Genomic DNA, 16,608 nt, shown 5'->3' on the forward strand with positions numbered 1-16,608 from the left:
AGGAACAGAAAATCGATTAAAGGGGCGTAGATGATGGAAAATAAATTGCTATTGATTGATGGGAACTCGTTGACCTATCGGGCGTTTTTCGCCTTACCACCAATGACGGATGCGCAAGGACGAAATACGAACGCAGCTTATGGCTTTACGATGATGTTATTGAAGTTGCTCGAGGAAGAACAACCGACACATATGCTCGTTGCCTTCGATGCTTCGAGTGAAACATTCCGTCATGATGTCTATCAGGAGTATAAAGGGAGTCGGGAAAAGACACCGTCCGAACTACGTGAGCAATTCCCGATCGTCCGGGACATCTGTGAAGCGCTCGGTATTCAAATGATGGAACTCCATCGCTATGAGGCAGATGATTTGATTGGTACGCTCGCACGGACGATGCCGACGGATCGGACGCGGATCGTCACAGGTGATAAAGATTTACTTCAACTTGTCACGGATAAGGTCGAAGTCTTGATCACGAAGCGTGGGATCACGGACGTCCAGTGCATGACGGAAGAACTGTTCGCAGAGACATATGGTGGTCTCAAACCGATTCAAATGATTGACCTGAAGGGATTAATGGGGGATAAGTCGGATAATATTCCAGGGATTCCTGGGATTGGTGAAAAGACGGCGGTCAAATTGATTTCGGCATATGGTTCTGTCGAAGGACTGTATGAGCACGTTGAGGACTTAAAAGGGAAGCAGAAGGAAAAAGTCATCGCGAACGAAGAGCTAGCACGACTATCGAAAGAACTCGCGACGATTAAAGTCGATGTCCCGCTCGAGACGACACTAGAGGATTTGCAAATTCGCGACGTTGATACCCAAGTGCCGTATTCGTTGTTCCAGTCGCTTGGCTTCAAGTCGTTGACGAATCGATTCGCCCCTGTCGTCAAAGAAGAGGATAAAGAGCAGTTGAACGTCGTGACGATCACTTCACTTCCTGAAGACGTCACCGATGCGGTGTTGCTTGCTGAACAGCTGCGAGAGGATTACATGGAAGAAGACATCATCGGGTTTGCGATTGCAACGCCTGACAAGATCTATGTTGCTGCCCCAACGCTCGTCGAGGATCCGGCATTCCGCCAATGGATCGAGTCGGAACATCGGAAGATTTGTCTCGATGCCAAACAAGTCGCATTCGCATTGCGTAAACATGGCTTGACGTTGAATGGATACGAGGATCTGTTATTAGCGGGTTACTTATTGAACTTAAGTGGCGGCACGACGCTCGCTTCAATTGCTGGTCATTATGCATTGATGGCACCGAACGAAGAAGCAGTCCTCGGTAAGGGAGCCAAACGTCTAGCGCCAGCGGATGACGTATTACATCCTTACCTTGCAGAGAAAGCACGGATGATCGAATTATTGTTCCCGAAAGTCCGGGAAGAGTTGAAGGCGAATCAGCAATATGAGCTGTATGAAACACTAGAGCGCCCATTGTCAGGTGTCCTCGCTGAGATGGAGTGGACCGGGATTCGTGTCGACGTCGCGACGCTCCAATCGATGCAAGCAGATCTTGCCGGGCGTCTTACGGAACTTGAGACGTTGGTCTTTGAAGAGGCAGGTGAGTCGTTCAATATCAATTCACCGAAACAACTCGGTGTGATTCTGTTTGAAAAACTCGAACTGCCCGCCTTCAAGAAAACAAAGACCGGCTATTCGACTGCCGCAGACGTTCTTGAAAAACTACGCCCATTGCATCCGGTCATCGATCACATCATGTTATACCGGGAGCTCCAAAAATTACAGTCGACGTATGTCGAAGGTTTACAAAAAGTCATTAAGGAAGACGGAAAGATTCATACCCGTTTTGCTCAGACGATTGCTCAGACAGGCCGTTTAAGTTCGGTCAACCCGAACCTTCAGAATATCCCGATTCGGATCGAAGAAGGACGGAAGATTCGAAAAGCCTTCGTTCCGAGTGAAGCAGGCTGGTCACTGTACGCTGCCGATTATTCACAAATCGAATTACGTGTCATGGCCGATATGTCGCAGGATCAGACGCTTGTCGATGCATTCTTACATGATGAGGATATCCATACTCAAACGGCAAGTAGTGTCTTTGGTGTCGAACCGGAAGATGTCACAGGAAACATGCGGCGTCAGGCGAAAGCTGTCAACTTTGGTATCATTTACGGCATCAGCGATTATGGACTGTCGCAAAACTTGAACATCACGCGTAAGGAAGCACAATCGTTCATCGATCGTTATTTCGAGCTGTTCCCGCAAATCAAACAGTTCATGGATACGGCGATTGAGACGGCACGAGCAAATGGATTCGTCGAAACGTTGATGAACCGGCGCCGTAACATCCCGGATATCAATTCGAAAAACTTCAACTTACGTGGTTTTGCGGAACGTACGGCAATCAATACGCCGATTCAAGGTTCGGCGGCGGATATCATTAAAAAAGCGATGCTTGATGTGCATGCTGCCTTACAGGCATCTGATCTGAAAGCACGTTTGTTACTACAAGTACACGATGAATTGATTTTTGAAGCACCAGACGAAGAACTCGATGCGTTACAAGCGCTTGTCAAACAAGCGATGGAGCAGACCGTCGAACTATCCGTACCGCTACGCGTCGATGGGGGCGCAGGACATACGTGGTACGAAACGAAGTAAGCAAGGAGGAATAGACGTGCCTGAATTACCTGAAGTCGAGACCGTTCGCCGCAGTTTAGAACGTTCGGTCTCTGGAAAAACAGTCTCTTCCGTCAAAGTCTACCATCCGAAAATGATTCGGGGGATGGAAGTGGCACCATTTGCAGATGCCTTACATCAAGAACGGATCGAACGCGTCGAACGTCGCGGTAAGTTCCTACTCTTTGATTTTGATCGTTTTTATCTCGTCAGCCATTTGCGGATGGAAGGGAAGTACTTCCCGTATCCGCAACCGGTCGAGCGGGATAAACATACTCATGTCGTCTTCCGATTCACGGATGGTTCGGAGCTGCATTACAATGATGTCCGGAAGTTCGGAACGATGGAATTGCGTGATAAGGAAACAGCGATGCAGACTGCTCCACTGGCACAGCTGGAGCGTGAACCGTTTGATCCGGAGTTCACAGCAGAAGTGTTAGCGGAGAATTTAATTCGTAAAAAAAGAAGTCCAATCAAAACGGCACTGCTCGACCAATCGATTTTCCTTGGTCTCGGTAACATCTATGTCGATGAGACCCTTCATGCGGCACGCGTCCATCCATTAACGAAGGCTGGCGCCTTGACGCTTGATGATATCTCACGCATCCATCAAGCCGGTGTCGACGTCTTACGACAAGCGGTGGAAGCGGGAGGAAGTACGATCCGAAGTTATGTCTCACCTTCCGGAAAAGGTGAGTTCCAGCTTCAACTCGCGGTATACGGTCAAAAGGGCGAACCGTGTCCCCGTTGCGGCACTGCCATTGAAAAAATCAAAGTCGGTGGACGGGGAACACACTTCTGTCCAACGTGCCAACAGGTCGCCTTATGAGGGTTGGTCTGACGGGCAGTATCGCCACCGGTAAAAGTACGGTCTCTAGTTATCTGAAGCAAAAAGGAATAGCAGTCATCGATGCGGATCTCGTTGCGCGAGAAGTCGTTGAGCCAGGAGGGCGAGCCTATGAGGCAGTCAAGACGGTCTTCCCGGAAGCATTCGAAGAAGGACGTCTCGTTCGTCCAAAACTTGGACAAATCATTTTTCAGGATAGCGAAAAACGACAACAGCTGAATCAGTTGATGCACCCAAGTATTCGACGACAGATGCTTGATGAAGCAGATGCCTATGAACGTTCAGGACATGCGCTCGTCGTATTTGATATTCCGTTGTTACTCGAAGGCGATTGGCGGACGCTGTTCGACCGTGTCGTGGTCGTGTATTGTCCGGAGAGCATGCAGTTAAGACGATTGATGCAACGTAATGATCTATCTGAAGAAGAAGCATATGCACGTATTCATTCGCAACTTAGCATTGAACAGAAAAAAGAGCTTGCGGATGATGTGTTCTTCAATGATGGGAGTCTTGATTCGTTATATCAACAAATCGATAAATGGTTAGTATTATATGACACAGATAAGCATGAGAGTGGTGCGTGAAAAGTGTGAAGTGAGAGAAGTTTCCATCTTCTCTCACTTTTTTTAGAGAACATAATGAAATCGCTTACATTTCGTGATATAGTTCTATCTGTAAACGGAGCTACATCCGTCACATTGAAGGGGGATCCGCACATGGGAGTCAAGGTGGCAGTCAATGGTTTTGGTCGAATCGGTCGAATGGTCTTTCGACGTCTGATCGCTGAGGGGAAAAGCGAAGTCGTAGCAATCAATGCAAGTTATCCAGTCGAAACACTCGCACATTTAATCAAGTACGACACGGTACATGGGAAATTCAATTATCCGGTCGACATCATCGATGGGGCGTTGATGGTTGACGGAAGACAAATTCAAATCGTCAGTGAACGCAATCCTGAGCTATTGCCGTGGGGGGAACTCGGCATCGATATCGTCGTCGAAGCGACAGGAAAGTTCAACTCAGATACGGGTGCTGCGAAGCATTTGGTAGCAGGCGCAAAAAAGGTCGTCATCACGGCACCTGCTAAAGGGGATGTCCGGACGATCGTCATGGGTGTCAATGACGACATGTATGATCATGAAACGGATGCTATCGTCTCGAACGCATCGTGTACGACGAACTGTCTCGCACCTGTCGTGCAAGTCATCGACCGGGCATTCGGAATCGAATCGGGTCTCGTGACGACGGTTCACGCGTTTACGAACGATCAAAATAATATTGACAATCCACATAAGGATTTACGACGCGCCCGCGCATGTGGATCATCCATCATTCCAACATCGACAGGTGCGGCAAAGGCGATTTCTCTCGTCTTGCCTCACTTGGAAGGAAAATTGAATGGACTCGCGCTTCGTGTTCCGACACCAAACGTCTCACTCGTCGATCTCGTCGTTGAAGTCAGTCGCGATACGACAGTTGCTGAAGTGAACGAAGCGTTCACGAAAGCAGCGGACGGTGCGCTTGAAGGGATTCTCGGAATGACGATGGAACCGCTCGTTTCGATCGACTTCAACGGAGAAGAGCGTTCGACGGTCGTCGATGGACTCTCGACGATGGTCATGGGCGGTCGTCAGGTGAAGGTCCTCGCTTGGTACGATAATGAGTGGGGTTACTCCTGCCGCGTCGTCGACCTCGTACATCTTGTTTCGGCGCACTTAGAGGCAATGGGAACGGTTGAAAAAGAACTCGAATTGAATTAATGACAACGGGCAGATCCCAGTAACGACGGGATCTGTTCCGTTTTTTTTCTAGAAATGTATTAATTTTTGAAATTTATCCTTGTGTATCTTTTTGATACTCGCTATAATTCAAATCGTGAACTTCAATCGGTCTGGCAATCGCAGCTTAAAGGGTTAGGACCTCTCTGGACTAACTTTCCCCCGTGGGTGCGAACGACTCAGGCGCAAAGTAAGTGATCAACTACTTTGAAGACCATTGAATGTAGGGGGGATCCACAAATGGATACTATGGGAAGACACATTATTGCAGAACTTTGGGATTGTAATCCTGAAAAATTGAACGACATGGAATTCGTTGAACGACTTTTCGTTGACGCAGCACTTCAAGCAGGTGCAGAAGTACGAGAAGTAGCATTCCACAAGTTTGCACCACACGGCGTCAGTGGCGTCGTCATTATCTCTGAATCGCACTTGACGATTCACAGTTTCCCAGAGCACGGGTATGCATCGGTTGATGTCTTTACTTGTGGGGATCGGATCGATCCAGCCATCGCAGCGAACTACATTGCTGAAAAGCTCGATGCGAAAATCCGTGAAAATGTCGAAATTCCACGTGGTATGGGACCAGTTCAAGTTCCAGCGGCTACTGTCCAGCACGTCAACTGACAACACACACGAATTCGTCAAGCCCTCGTCGTTCAGACGAGGGCTTTTTAATATGTCTGACGTCTGTTATTCTTAATAGTAGAAGAAACAAAGAAAAGAGGATGACCATGGGACTGAAAGAACGCTTGCAAAAACAGCTAGAGACATCCGATACACATAAAAACGAAAATTTACGCACACACTACTATGCGGCAACAGTCGAGATGTTGTTTGCTGGTTTAGAAAATATCTTAAAGCAAGAGGGCGGAACGGTGCGTCGTGTTGACGCGGAACGTGGAGAACTCGCTTTTACATTAAAAGAAGTCGACGGACTCGCGACCGTCATCATGGTGGCGGGCGGACGTACGGCCGTCGATCTATTCTTACACCGTGAAAGTCTTCTCGGACCTGATCTCGAAAAACACATTGAGCGAATCTATGCATCACTTGATGCGGGATACCGATTAAAAATGATTGGAACAAAAGAAATCACCTGAACGGAGGTACGGCATGCGCTGTCCAGCCTGTAATTTTAACGGAACAAAAGTACTGGACTCAAGACCAGTCCAGGATTTCGGTTCGATTCGAAGAAGACGTGAATGTGAGTCTTGCGGCTATCGCTTTACGACTTTCGAAATGGTCGAACAGACCCCTTTAATCATCGTAAAGAAAGACGGAACGCGCGACGAGTTCAATCGTGATAAAATTTTGCGGGGACTAGTGCGTGCCTGTGAAAAACGACCGATTTCGATTGAACAGCTAGAAACAGTCGTCAGTCGGGTCGAAAAGGCATTACGGGCGACAGCTCAGCATGAGATTCCAAGTGAGCAGGTCGGACGTCTTGTGCTAAATGAATTAGCTTCCGTCGATGAAGTAGCATACGTCCGCTTTGCGAGTGTCTATAAACAATTCAAGGACATCAATGTCTTCTTCCAAGAGCTCTCTGAGCTGATGGAGCGACATCAAGAAAATGATCGTGAAAATTGAACGTGATATAAGAGAGGTCGTCTGTCCGGTCAGCGCACCTCTCTTTTTCTCCCTAAGGAAAGGACGAGTCAGATGGTAGAACGTGAACTTTCCGGTACCGATCTTTGCTTAGTGATGAGCAATGGTGTCGTCGACCGTGAAGCCTATCAATCTTTATATTATTTGTACCAGCCAATCATTGGTGTCAAAGCACTTGGACTCTATCAAACGTTTTGGAGCGAGATGATTCCTGGGAAAACAAAGTCCCAATACATCTCCCATGCAGAACTCGGAACGCTACTCGGTTTTTCCGTCGATGAGTTCAAGGAAGAGTTATTCAAGCTAGAAGGGATTGGGTTGATCCGGACGTTCGAAGCGCGCCAAGCCGCGTATCGCTACATTTATCAAATCCGGGTGCCGCTTGCGCCGAACACTTTCTTAAATGACGGGGTGTTATCGAGTCTGCTATTCTACCGTGTCGGTGAAATCCGGTTCCGCTCCCTCCAGCATCGTTTCCGGACAGAACCGCTTCCGAAGAACATCGTTGATCGGACGGTCCGGTTTGATCAAGTGTTCGATGTGAAAGCTGGTCTTGCTTCCGCGCATCAGCCGAAGGCCTATGCGAAACAGGAACGAGCAGTATATGAATTCGATTATTCGTTTGATTTAGAAGAGATGAAACGTCAAACCGATCGCTTTTTGCCACGCTCGTTTTATTCAAAGGCAATCGATCATCTGCTCGTAAAGCTTGCTTACGTCACGCAGTCGAATGAAGCATTGATGGCGGAACTGTTGAATGCCCGTTTCCGTCACGAAGCATATCTGCCGATGACCGATGCTGAGAAACAGGAACGTTGCAAACAGATGATGTTGTCAGCGAAACAAAAACTCAGCCGCGAGAAAAAAGCAAAAGTCGCCTCACTCGACACGATCGAGGTCGGAGACGTCGAAGCAACGGAGACGATGGAAAGTACCCATCCGAAGCATTATGTCGCGAAGTTGCGAAAAGTCAAAGCGCTGTCTGAACGAGATGAAGAGTTGATCCAGCAATTGATCATCGATTATGAAATGTCATCCGGGATTGTCAATGCCGCCTACTACTATGCGCTCGTCGTTAAAAAGGATAATCGCTTCAGTAAGAACTTCCTCTTATCGATTGTTGATGATTGGAAACAGAAGGGGTACGTGACAGCATCTGAGGCGCTGGCGAAGACGCAGGAGCAGGATGACTTGATTGCGAAGAAGCAGGAGCAAAAACAAGAACGCGCGCGTCAGACCGTTGGTGGACGTCGGGGACGGACAAGCAATACGAACGGTGGTCCGAATCCGAAGTGGTTGCAAGAAGAGAAGGCGAAACAGCAACAGTATGAAGCCTCTAAAAAAGCGAGTTTCGAAGCAGACGTTCCAGACGATGAAGAAATGGAACGAATCTTACGAGAACTGAAGGGGAACTAAAGGAGTCGGGACATGGAACATATCCAATCATCTATCGAAAAAATATTAAGTCGACCGGACGTCGCAGAATCGGTTCGAGCGATTCAACAACGGGTGTTGTCTCATCCGGGGGTCGTCATGTTCTTACGGACCCATCCAGAGATTGATCAACGGATGATCGAGCGGGGCATGCTCAAACTGAACGAATACGCGGAACAGATGGATGGGAATCGACTGATCGAAAGTAAAGCCGTCATCGAAGGATATCAGCCGATCCTGCACGTCGAAAAAGGACAAATCGTAGTTTCGTATGAGAAGTCACAAGCGCTCAAAGACCGAGAAGATGAACGTGCACTTGAGAAAAAGTTCAAGAGTCTGTTCCTGCCGGACGAAGTGCGCGATGCGAACTTCAGCGATTTCGACTTGTCGACGACGGACCGGAAGCTCGCTTTACGTGCGGCGTCGCAGTTCCTCAATCATTTGCGCTCAAAAGAGCATGTAAAGGGACTGTACCTGCACGGTAGCTTTGGTGTCGGGAAAACGTATCTCTTGGCTGCGATCGGGAATGCACTGAAGAAAGAACGGATTGCAACGATTCTCGTCCATGCCCCGGGATTCGTTGCTGAAGCGAAACGGCGGATCCGATCGGACTCGTTCGATACGTTCCTCGAAGGATTCCAAACGATTCCAGTCTTGTTGATTGACGATATCGGTGCAGAATCGATCAGTCCGTGGGTACGGGATGAATTGTTCGGAATCATTTTGCAATACCGCATGATGCATCGTCTCCCGACATTGTTCAGCTCAAACTTATCGTATGATGAACTTGAGCTCCATTTCGGGATTACGAACGACCAAGGTGATAAATTAAAGGCCGCACGACTGATGGAGCGGATCCGGACGACGACGCAACCAATTGAGTTCCTTGGTGAAAATAGACGTCGCTACTAATTTTCCTTGTCAAGGAAGCGACCGATTCGTTATACTAATGACACGTCAATAGACGATGCAACGATTGAGGATATGAAGTATGAAATGAACCAAACTAGCGAGAGAAGAACGGTGGAAGCTTCTCATGGCATCATTCATGTCTTTACTCCCTCATAGCACGAACGGGGCTAATCCGTTTGCGCCTCACGCCCGTTAACGCGTGTTCGAGCCGAACCAGCATATGGTCCGGGAACGAGGGTGGTACCACGAGATTAAGACTCGTCCCTTTTTAGGGATGAGTCTTTTTTATTTTGTTAAAGGGGGAAACAGTCATGTCAAACATCGCACTTACATTTCCAGATGGCGCCGTAAAGGAATTCGCAGCCGGCACGACAGCAGAAGAAGTCGCTGCATCAATCAGCCCAGGACTTCGTAAAAAAGCATTTGCTGCCAAACTAAACGGGCACGCCATCGATTACCGTCGTCCAATCGAAGAGGACGGCACAATCGAATTGATCATGCCGGATTCAGAAGAAGGGCTCGACTTGATTCGTCACTCTTCAGCTCACTTGATGGCACAAGCGATCAAACGTCTGTATCCAGATGAAACGATTCATCTTGGGATCGGACCGACAATCGAGAATGGTTTCTACTATGACATCGATATGGAACGTCGTCTGACAGAAGAAGACTTACCAGAAATCGAGAAAATGATGAATAAAATCGCGGGTGAGAACTTGCCGATCGAACGCGAAGTCGTTTCGCGTGACGAAGCACTTGCAATCTATAAAGAACTCAATGATCCGTTGAAAGTCGAATTGATCGAATCGATTCCTGCTGATCAGGATTTGACGATTTACCGTCAAGGCGAATTCTTCGATCTCTGCCGTGGACCACACGTTCCAGCAACAGCGAAGCTACAAGTCTTCAAATTGATGAGCATTGCTGGTGCTTACTGGCGTGGGGATTCAAAAAACAAGATGTTACAACGGATTTACGGTACAGCATGGGCGACAAAAGATCAGTTGAAACAACATCTCCACTTCCTTGCTGAAGCGAAAGAGCGGGATCACCGTAAACTCGGGAAGGAACTTGGCTTGTTCTTCACTTCTCAAGAAGTCGGTCAAGGACTCCCGATGTGGCTACCAAAAGGAGCAGCGATCCGTCGGACGGTCGAACGTTATATCGTCGATAAAGAACTCGAACTTGGATATGAGCACGTCTATACACCGGTTCTCGGTTCAGTCGATCTATACAAGACATCGGGTCACTGGGATCACTATCAAGATGACATGTTCCCGAAAATGGAGATGGACAATGAAGAACTCGTTCTTCGTCCGATGAACTGTCCACACCACATGATGGTCTACAAGAACGAACCGCGTTCGTACCGTGATTTACCGCTTCGTGTCGCGGAGCTTGGTGGTATGCACCGTTATGAGATGTCTGGTGCCTTGACTGGTCTTCAGCGTGTTCGTTATATGGTCCTTAACGATGGACATACGTTCGTCCGTCCTGACCAAATGAAAGATGAGTTCAAAGCCATCGTTCACCTCATTCAAGAAGTCTATGCTGACTTCGGAATCACGGATTACAAATTCCGTCTTTCGTACCGTGACCCAGCGGATAAAGAGAAGTACTTCGATAACGATGCGATTTGGGAAATGGCGCAACGTGAGTTGAAAGAAACAATGGATGAGCTCGAACTCGAATACTTCGAAGCAGAAGGCGAAGCTGCTTTCTACGGACCAAAGCTTGACGTGCAAGTTCGGACAGCACTTGGTAAAGATGAGACGCTTTCGACAGTCCAACTCGACTTCCTCTTACCAGAGCGATTCGAATTGACGTACAAAGGAAATGACGGACAAGATCACCGTCCGGTCGTCTTACACCGAGGTGTCGTTTCGACGATGGAACGATTCGTCGCATACTTGATCGAAGAATACAAAGGCGCGTTCCCAACATGGCTTGCACCGGTCCAGGTGAAATTGATTCCGGTTTCTAAAGTGCATGAAGACTATGCCCGTGAAATCAAAGCGATCTTGCTGAAAAAAGGAATTCGTGTCGAAACAGATTTCCGTGACGAGAAACTCGGATACCGGATTCGTGAAGCACAAGTCAACAAAGTACCAGTCATGCTCGTTTTAGGTGACAAAGAAGTCGAATCGCGCGAAGTCAACATTCGTCGCTACGGTTCAAAAGACTCAAGCAACGCATCACTTGAACAATTCGTCGCTGATTTAGAGCAAGAAATCGCGAACCGTTCAAAATAATTCTAGCCTCATGAAAGAGTTCGTCCTGCTACTGTAGGGCGGACTTTTTTTGTGATGTGATACTAAAAAGAAGGAAGCGGTATGCCGATGACAAAGGTAGATCATTCAGCTGAATCTATTCAACATAACCGAAAATTATTTTTCCTTTAATTGGATAAATGCTATAATAAACCTTCATTGGATGGAATGTTTTGAAGGATAGGAAGGAAGTTGCAAAAAATGAAACAGACGACTCTTGCTGTGTTCATCGCCTCTTCACTTGTAATCGGTATTCATCCGGGTGAAGCAGATGCGGCGACGACTAAAAAGACGTACCGGATCACACCAAAAACAGAAGCGATTGACCCGACGATTCGTAAATATACGACCTATAATGCAAAGACGCGCAACCATTATACGATGCGCTCTTATTTGGAGCGCCTTGAAAAAGAGGGTGGCGGGACACTTGTCTTGACGAAAGGAACATATCTGTCTCCACTACGTGTCGGTATTCCTTCCAATACGACGGTGATCTTGGAAGATGGCGTCATCATCAAGAAGACGACGGAGACAGGAACGACGAAGATTAGTTCAACGACCAGTGTATTTGATCTTGTTGCTCCATCCGTGTTGCGTTTGAACAAAAAGGTCGGAAAGTATGATGGCTCACAGAACGTTAAAATCATCGGGAAAGGGAATGCGCAAATCGACTTGAATCGATATACGCGTGGTTCAGCGTTCGCCATTGCTCATAATCAAAACTTGTATATTGGTGGCATCACAGTACGGAATCAAAAGGGTTCACATGCAATGGAACTTGATGCGACGAAAAAGGCAGTCATCGAAAACATGAAATTCGTCGACGCCGTCATGATACCGAATACAGGTCCGAATGAATCGATTAATCTCGATACACCAGACCCAATCACGAAGGGGTTCAACTGGAAGTGGTCGAAACAAGATGGAACTCCGAATGCAGATATCACGATTCGTAATAACTTGTTCCGTAACATCAACGTGGCAATTGGCACACATCAATACACAGAAAATCGATTACACACGAATGTGCGGATCGAAAAAAATACGATTGATGGAACAAAGGATTATGCGATTTCGATGATGAACTGGAAGAATCCAACGGTCCGTTACAATACGATTCGAAACGTGCACCGGGCGGATGGAAAAGCGATGACGATTCTCGGTAGAGGAGTTGTCGGAGGAACGATTCGCTACAACCGATTTGAAGACGCGGATCGGGCGATTCAAATGCAACCGTTCCAAAGCAATGGCTATGCTCCGATCTATAATACGTTCACGGCAGAGCAAAAACGTTACATGCAACAAAATACAGTCAAGCAGGTTGGACTCGATCAAATCGTCCTATTTAAAAAACTCAATGAGTTCACGTACAAGACGGCAGAACGCTACGATTTCATCCCATACTAAGGCATAAAAAAAGCACCCAAGACTAGCGTCGAGGGTGCTTGTGCCATATTATGAACGCATTTGTTGCAAGAACGGTTCGATATCGACTTGAAGCGCTTCTGATAGTTTCTGACCGAGTGAAGCATCAGCACGGTAGAAGTTGCAGATTGCGAGCAAGACCGTGTTCTCATGACGAACCTGCTCGAGATCATTGACGAGGTTCTTCAGAAGAGCTGCTTGCTCGTCTTCTGTCAGACGACGGTATACTTCGCCGGCTTGACCGAAGTTGTTCGTCTTCTCGATTTCGAGACGGCCGTGTTTATCATCAAGTAACGGTTGGTTTTCTTCCGTATACTCTGGTGTTTCTTTTGGTTCTTCTTGATAACGGTTCGGTTCGTAGTTCACCGGACTCGTTTGCTGACCGACTGGCATTGCACCATCACGTTGGTAGTTGTTCACTTGTGCGAACGGACAGTTGATCGGAAGTTGTTGGTAGTTCGTTCCGATACGGTAGCGTTGTGTGTCCGAGTAAGAGAACAGACGACCTTGTAACAACTTATCTTCAGATGGTAACATCCCTGGAATCAAGACACCTGGGTTGAAGCCGACAGATTCTGTTTCAGCGAAGTAGTTGTCGACGTTTTTGTTCAGTGTCATCGTACCGACGTGTTGGAACGGGATGACATCTTCAAACCAATCCTTTGTTGCATCGAGCGGATCGAAATCGAACTGATCGACGTCAGCCGGATCAAGCACCTGTACGAACAGATCCCATTCCGGATAATCTCCGTCTTCAATCGCTTGGAACGTATCGTTTGAAGCGTGGTTAAAGTCTTTTCCTTGAATCTCCGTTGCTTCTTCTGCTGAGAGATTATGAATGCCAGCTTTCGGTACCCAGCGTAGTTTAACGTAAACCGTATTGCCATGAGCGTTCACCCATTTGAATGAATGGACGGAAGAACCACGCATTTTACGGTAGCTTGCAGGAATGCCCTCATCCGTAAAGAGATGCATGAGCATGTTCGTCGATTCCGGACGAAGTGTCATGAAGTCCCAGTAGCGGTCAGGATCTTGAATGTTCGTGCGTGGATCTGGTTTAAGTGAATGGACCATATCCGGGAACTTCATAGCGTCACGAATGAAGAAGACAGGAAGGTTGTTCCCGACGAAATCCCAGTTTCCTTCTTCTGTATAGAACTTGACAGAGAATCCACGTGGATCGCGGAGTGTCTCTGGAGAATGCGTGCCGTGAATAACAGTCGAGAAACGGGCGAAAACAGGAACTTCTGTCCCTTCTTCTTGTAAAAACGCAGCTTTCGTGTACTTTTTCATTGAGTTTTTGACAGTGAAGACACCGTGAGCACCGAATCCACGAGCGTGTACGACACGCTCAGGTATACGTTCCCGGTCGAAATGGGCCATCTTTTCAATTAATTGATAGTCTTCTAATAGCGTTGGTCCGCGACGTCCAGCCGTACGTGAATTCTGGTTGTCTCCGATTGGTACACCTTGGTTGGTCGTTAATCGTTTTTCAGTCATCTGTTATTCTCCCCCTTATGTAAGATTAAATTGATTATAAAACAATAATCATTCTAAATAAACAATTTTGCTTGCGAATGTTCTGAATCTTTTTTTCCATGTTAAGAGTGTACCCGTGAAAAACAGGTTAGAAACTTCTTGCTTATCCGTTAAAGGATTGCTATTATAATCAAGTATGTGAGCAACGTTCTGTAAGAACATAGAAAGCGGCTTGACATCACGGGAAAACAAGTGCTATGATAGCAAAGTGAAATGACAACAAAGCAGAAGCATCCCGCTTCTCACCATGTATGACGACTCGTACTGGTTCATCATGAAGATACGCAACGTGTAGCGACTGCTATGCTTTGACGTTCCTTATGAGTGTGGGCGGGAAGAACTGCCGACGCTTTTTTTATAGCGTTTTCTATCATTCATTTTTCGTGCAATGCACGATGGAGGTGCTAACCATTAGCAAAGATCTGTTAATCAATGAAAGCATCCGTGCCCGGGAAGTTCGTCTTATCGGAGCGGATGGTGCTCAACTAGGTGTCCAATCACGCAACGAAGCGCTACGTCTCGCAGAGGAAGCGGAACTTGACCTCGTCATGGTCGCTCCACAAGCGACGCCGCCAGTTTGTAAGATCATGGACTACGGTAAATACCGTTTCGAGATGCAAAAGAAGGACAAAGAAACTCGGAAGAATCAGAAAGTGATTCAGATGAAAGAAGTTCGTCTTAGCCCGACGATCGAGGAGAACGACTTCCAAACGAAATTCCGTAATGCGAAGAAATTCTTGGAGAATGGTAACAAAGTGAAAGCGAGCATTCGTTTCCGCGGTCGTGCCATCACTCACTCGGAAATCGGTAAACGCGTTCTCGAACGCCTCGCAACGGATTTAAGTGAGTTCGGTGTTGTGGAACAGAGACCGAAGATGGAAGGACGCAGCATGTTCCTCGTGCTTGCTCCTAAGAAAGAAGACTAATCGAATCGAAGTAGGAGGGAATCTCTCATGCCTAAAATGAAATCGCACCGCGGTGCTTCTAAACGTTTCAAACGTACTGCTTCTGGCAAATTGAAACGTGGTCGTGCTTACACAAGCCACTTGTTCGGTAACAAATCAACAAAAGCGAAACGTAAATTACGTAAAGCTAGCATGGTATCTACGGGTGACTTCAAACGCATCCGTCACATGATCGCGAAGTAATTTATCCAATCGTATACAGATTTAGGAGGGAATTTATATGCCACGCGTAAAAGGCGGATATACGACTCGTCAACGTCGTAAAAAACAACTCAAATTAGCTAAGGGCTACTACGGCTCGAAACATACACTCTTCAAGGTTGCGAAACAGCAAGTCATGAAATCTCTCATGTACGCTTACCGTGACCGTCGTCAAAAGAAACGTGACTTCCGTCGCCTCTGGATCACTCGGATCAATGCGGCAGCACGTATCAACGGTCTTTCTTACAGCCGCATGATGCATGGTCTTAAATTAGCAGGTATCGACGTTAACCGTAAGATGCTCGCTGACCTCGCAGTTACAGATGCAACTGCATTTGCTTCACTTGCTGACACAGCAAAAGCAAAATTGAACGCTTAAGTTCTACAATTCGTCGGGGAATTTAATTCTCCGACGTTTTTTTCGATTTAATGATAAAATAAGAAGGCACGTCGATGAGACGGTCATATGATTTTTTTAGATAGAAGGAGAATTAAAGATGGATTGGTTGACACTTTTTGAGATGCAAGAACAGTTGGATAAACGGATTCAGTCAGAACATCAATTGACAGGCAATCAATTCGACGAGCGTCTGCTCGCCTTATTGGTCGAACTCGGTGAACTTGCGAACGAGACACGTTGCTTTAAGTTCTGGTCGAAGAAGGGACCATCCGCTCAAGTCACAATTCTTGAGGAATATGTCGATGGCGTCCATTTTCTACTCTCACTAGGTCTAGCACTTGATTACAAGAAAAGTCATTTTACAGAAGGTGACTTCTATTTGACAGCAACAGATGCTTTTTTAGACGTCTATAACAAAACGAACGTCTTTGCGATTTCGCGGACGGAACAAAGTTATGATGTTCTGATTGGTGCATACCTTGCATTAGGTGCTACACTAGGCTTTACACAGGATATGATTTTCAAGGCTTACATTTCTAAAAATGAAGCAAACCATGTGCGACAAGACAACGGTTACTAA

At 46.9% G+C, this 16,608-nt stretch carries 16 protein-coding genes; 15 read left to right on the top strand and 1 reads right to left on the bottom strand.

Going from position 1 to position 16,608, the window contains the following annotated elements; genetic code table 11:
- Positions 1-30 precede the first annotated feature (30 nt).
- The 11 genes from polA (at position 31) to ITJ88_RS02995 (ending at position 12,905) form a co-directional block, all read left to right on the top strand.
- Complete coding sequence (polA, locus tag ITJ88_RS02945) at positions 31-2,628, top strand: DNA polymerase I (protein WP_195864620.1); 2,598 nt, start codon at positions 31-33, stop codon at positions 2,626-2,628.
- Between the two features lie 16 nt (positions 2,629-2,644).
- Positions 2,645-3,475, top strand: coding sequence for a DNA-formamidopyrimidine glycosylase (gene mutM, locus ITJ88_RS02950; RefSeq protein ID WP_035396555.1), 831 nt, complete (start codon positions 2,645-2,647; stop codon positions 3,473-3,475).
- On the top strand, positions 3,454-4,077 hold the full coding sequence (gene coaE / locus ITJ88_RS02955; protein WP_370567752.1) for a dephospho-CoA kinase: 624 nt from the start codon (positions 3,454-3,456) through the stop codon (positions 4,075-4,077). Before mutM ends, coaE begins: the two co-directional genes overlap by 22 nt.
- Positions 4,078-4,209: 132 nt before the next feature.
- Positions 4,210-5,253 (top strand): glyceraldehyde-3-phosphate dehydrogenase, encoded by a 1,044-nt coding sequence (locus ITJ88_RS02960; protein ID WP_023469025.1) that lies wholly within the window; start codon positions 4,210-4,212, stop codon positions 5,251-5,253.
- A 258-nt stretch (positions 5,254-5,511) separates the two neighbouring features.
- Entirely contained in the window at positions 5,512-5,898 is a 387-nt protein-coding gene (gene speD / locus ITJ88_RS02965; protein WP_023469024.1) for an adenosylmethionine decarboxylase, read from the top strand.
- A 107-nt stretch (positions 5,899-6,005) separates the two neighbouring features.
- A complete protein-coding gene (locus ITJ88_RS02970) occupies positions 6,006-6,374 on the top strand; it encodes a hypothetical protein (protein WP_023469023.1) in 369 nt (122 codons plus the stop codon).
- Between the two features lie 13 nt (positions 6,375-6,387).
- Positions 6,388-6,864 (top strand): transcriptional regulator NrdR, encoded by a 477-nt coding sequence (gene nrdR, locus ITJ88_RS02975; protein WP_023469022.1) that lies wholly within the window; start codon positions 6,388-6,390, stop codon positions 6,862-6,864.
- 72 nt (positions 6,865-6,936) lie between these two features.
- Positions 6,937-8,298: a replication initiation and membrane attachment family protein gene (locus tag ITJ88_RS02980; RefSeq protein WP_064299518.1), complete on the top strand. Its 1,362-nt coding sequence runs from the start codon at positions 6,937-6,939 to the stop codon at positions 8,296-8,298.
- Between the two features lie 12 nt (positions 8,299-8,310).
- Positions 8,311-9,228, top strand: a complete 918-nt coding sequence (gene dnaI, locus ITJ88_RS02985; RefSeq protein WP_023469020.1) for a primosomal protein DnaI — start codon at positions 8,311-8,313, stop codon at positions 9,226-9,228.
- Between the two features lie 311 nt (positions 9,229-9,539).
- Complete coding sequence (gene thrS / locus ITJ88_RS02990; RefSeq protein ID WP_087681223.1) at positions 9,540-11,480, top strand: threonine--tRNA ligase; 1,941 nt, start codon at positions 9,540-9,542, stop codon at positions 11,478-11,480.
- A gap of 219 nt (positions 11,481-11,699) precedes the next feature.
- Complete coding sequence (locus tag ITJ88_RS02995; protein WP_195864622.1) at positions 11,700-12,905, top strand: glycoside hydrolase family protein; 1,206 nt, start codon at positions 11,700-11,702, stop codon at positions 12,903-12,905.
- 48 nt (positions 12,906-12,953) lie between these two features.
- Here the strand turns inward: ITJ88_RS02995 and ITJ88_RS03000 are convergent, their stop codons facing one another.
- On the bottom strand, positions 12,954-14,423 hold the full coding sequence (locus ITJ88_RS03000) for a catalase (protein WP_195864623.1): 1,470 nt from the start codon (positions 14,421-14,423) through the stop codon (positions 12,954-12,956).
- A gap of 434 nt (positions 14,424-14,857) precedes the next feature.
- On the opposite strand from ITJ88_RS03000, the gene infC reads away from it, so the two are divergent.
- From infC to ITJ88_RS03020, 4 genes are all read left to right on the top strand, one after another.
- Entirely contained in the window at positions 14,858-15,388 is a 531-nt protein-coding gene (gene infC / locus ITJ88_RS03005) for a translation initiation factor IF-3 (RefSeq protein WP_029342318.1), read from the top strand.
- 27 nt (positions 15,389-15,415) lie between these two features.
- The gene (rpmI, locus tag ITJ88_RS03010) at positions 15,416-15,610 is read left to right on the top strand and encodes a 50S ribosomal protein L35 (protein ID WP_023469015.1); all 195 of its coding nucleotides are present in this window, start codon (positions 15,416-15,418) and stop codon (positions 15,608-15,610) included.
- A 37-nt stretch (positions 15,611-15,647) separates the two neighbouring features.
- Complete coding sequence (gene rplT, locus ITJ88_RS03015; protein WP_012371057.1) at positions 15,648-16,007, top strand: 50S ribosomal protein L20; 360 nt, start codon at positions 15,648-15,650, stop codon at positions 16,005-16,007.
- A gap of 118 nt (positions 16,008-16,125) precedes the next feature.
- Complete coding sequence (locus ITJ88_RS03020) at positions 16,126-16,608, top strand: dUTP diphosphatase (RefSeq protein WP_023469014.1); 483 nt, start codon at positions 16,126-16,128, stop codon at positions 16,606-16,608.

Source organism: Exiguobacterium abrahamii, from assembly GCF_015645365.1.
In the GTDB taxonomy this organism is placed as follows: Bacteria; Bacillota; Bacilli; order Exiguobacteriales; family Exiguobacteriaceae; genus Exiguobacterium_A; species Exiguobacterium_A abrahamii.

Coding starts and splice junctions, on each gene's coding strand:
- polA (WP_195864620.1), top strand. CDS start 31: ATGATGGAAAATAAATTGCTATTGATTGATGGGAACTCGTTGACCTAT.
- ITJ88_RS02960 (WP_023469025.1), top strand. CDS start 4,210: ATGGGAGTCAAGGTGGCAGTCAATGGTTTTGGTCGAATCGGTCGAATG.
- speD (WP_023469024.1), top strand. CDS start 5,512: ATGGATACTATGGGAAGACACATTATTGCAGAACTTTGGGATTGTAAT.
- ITJ88_RS02970 (WP_023469023.1), top strand. CDS start 6,006: ATGGGACTGAAAGAACGCTTGCAAAAACAGCTAGAGACATCCGATACA.
- nrdR (WP_023469022.1), top strand. CDS start 6,388: ATGCGCTGTCCAGCCTGTAATTTTAACGGAACAAAAGTACTGGACTCA.
- ITJ88_RS02980 (WP_064299518.1), top strand. CDS start 6,937: ATGGTAGAACGTGAACTTTCCGGTACCGATCTTTGCTTAGTGATGAGC.
- dnaI (WP_023469020.1), top strand. CDS start 8,311: ATGGAACATATCCAATCATCTATCGAAAAAATATTAAGTCGACCGGAC.
- thrS (WP_087681223.1), top strand. CDS start 9,540: ATGTCAAACATCGCACTTACATTTCCAGATGGCGCCGTAAAGGAATTC.
- ITJ88_RS02995 (WP_195864622.1), top strand. CDS start 11,700: ATGAAACAGACGACTCTTGCTGTGTTCATCGCCTCTTCACTTGTAATC.
- ITJ88_RS03000 (WP_195864623.1), bottom strand. CDS start 14,423: ATGACTGAAAAACGATTAACGACCAACCAAGGTGTACCAATCGGAGAC.
- infC (WP_029342318.1), top strand. CDS start 14,858: ATGGAGGTGCTAACCATTAGCAAAGATCTGTTAATCAATGAAAGCATC.
- rpmI (WP_023469015.1), top strand. CDS start 15,416: ATGCCTAAAATGAAATCGCACCGCGGTGCTTCTAAACGTTTCAAACGT.
- rplT (WP_012371057.1), top strand. CDS start 15,648: ATGCCACGCGTAAAAGGCGGATATACGACTCGTCAACGTCGTAAAAAA.
- ITJ88_RS03020 (WP_023469014.1), top strand. CDS start 16,126: ATGGATTGGTTGACACTTTTTGAGATGCAAGAACAGTTGGATAAACGG.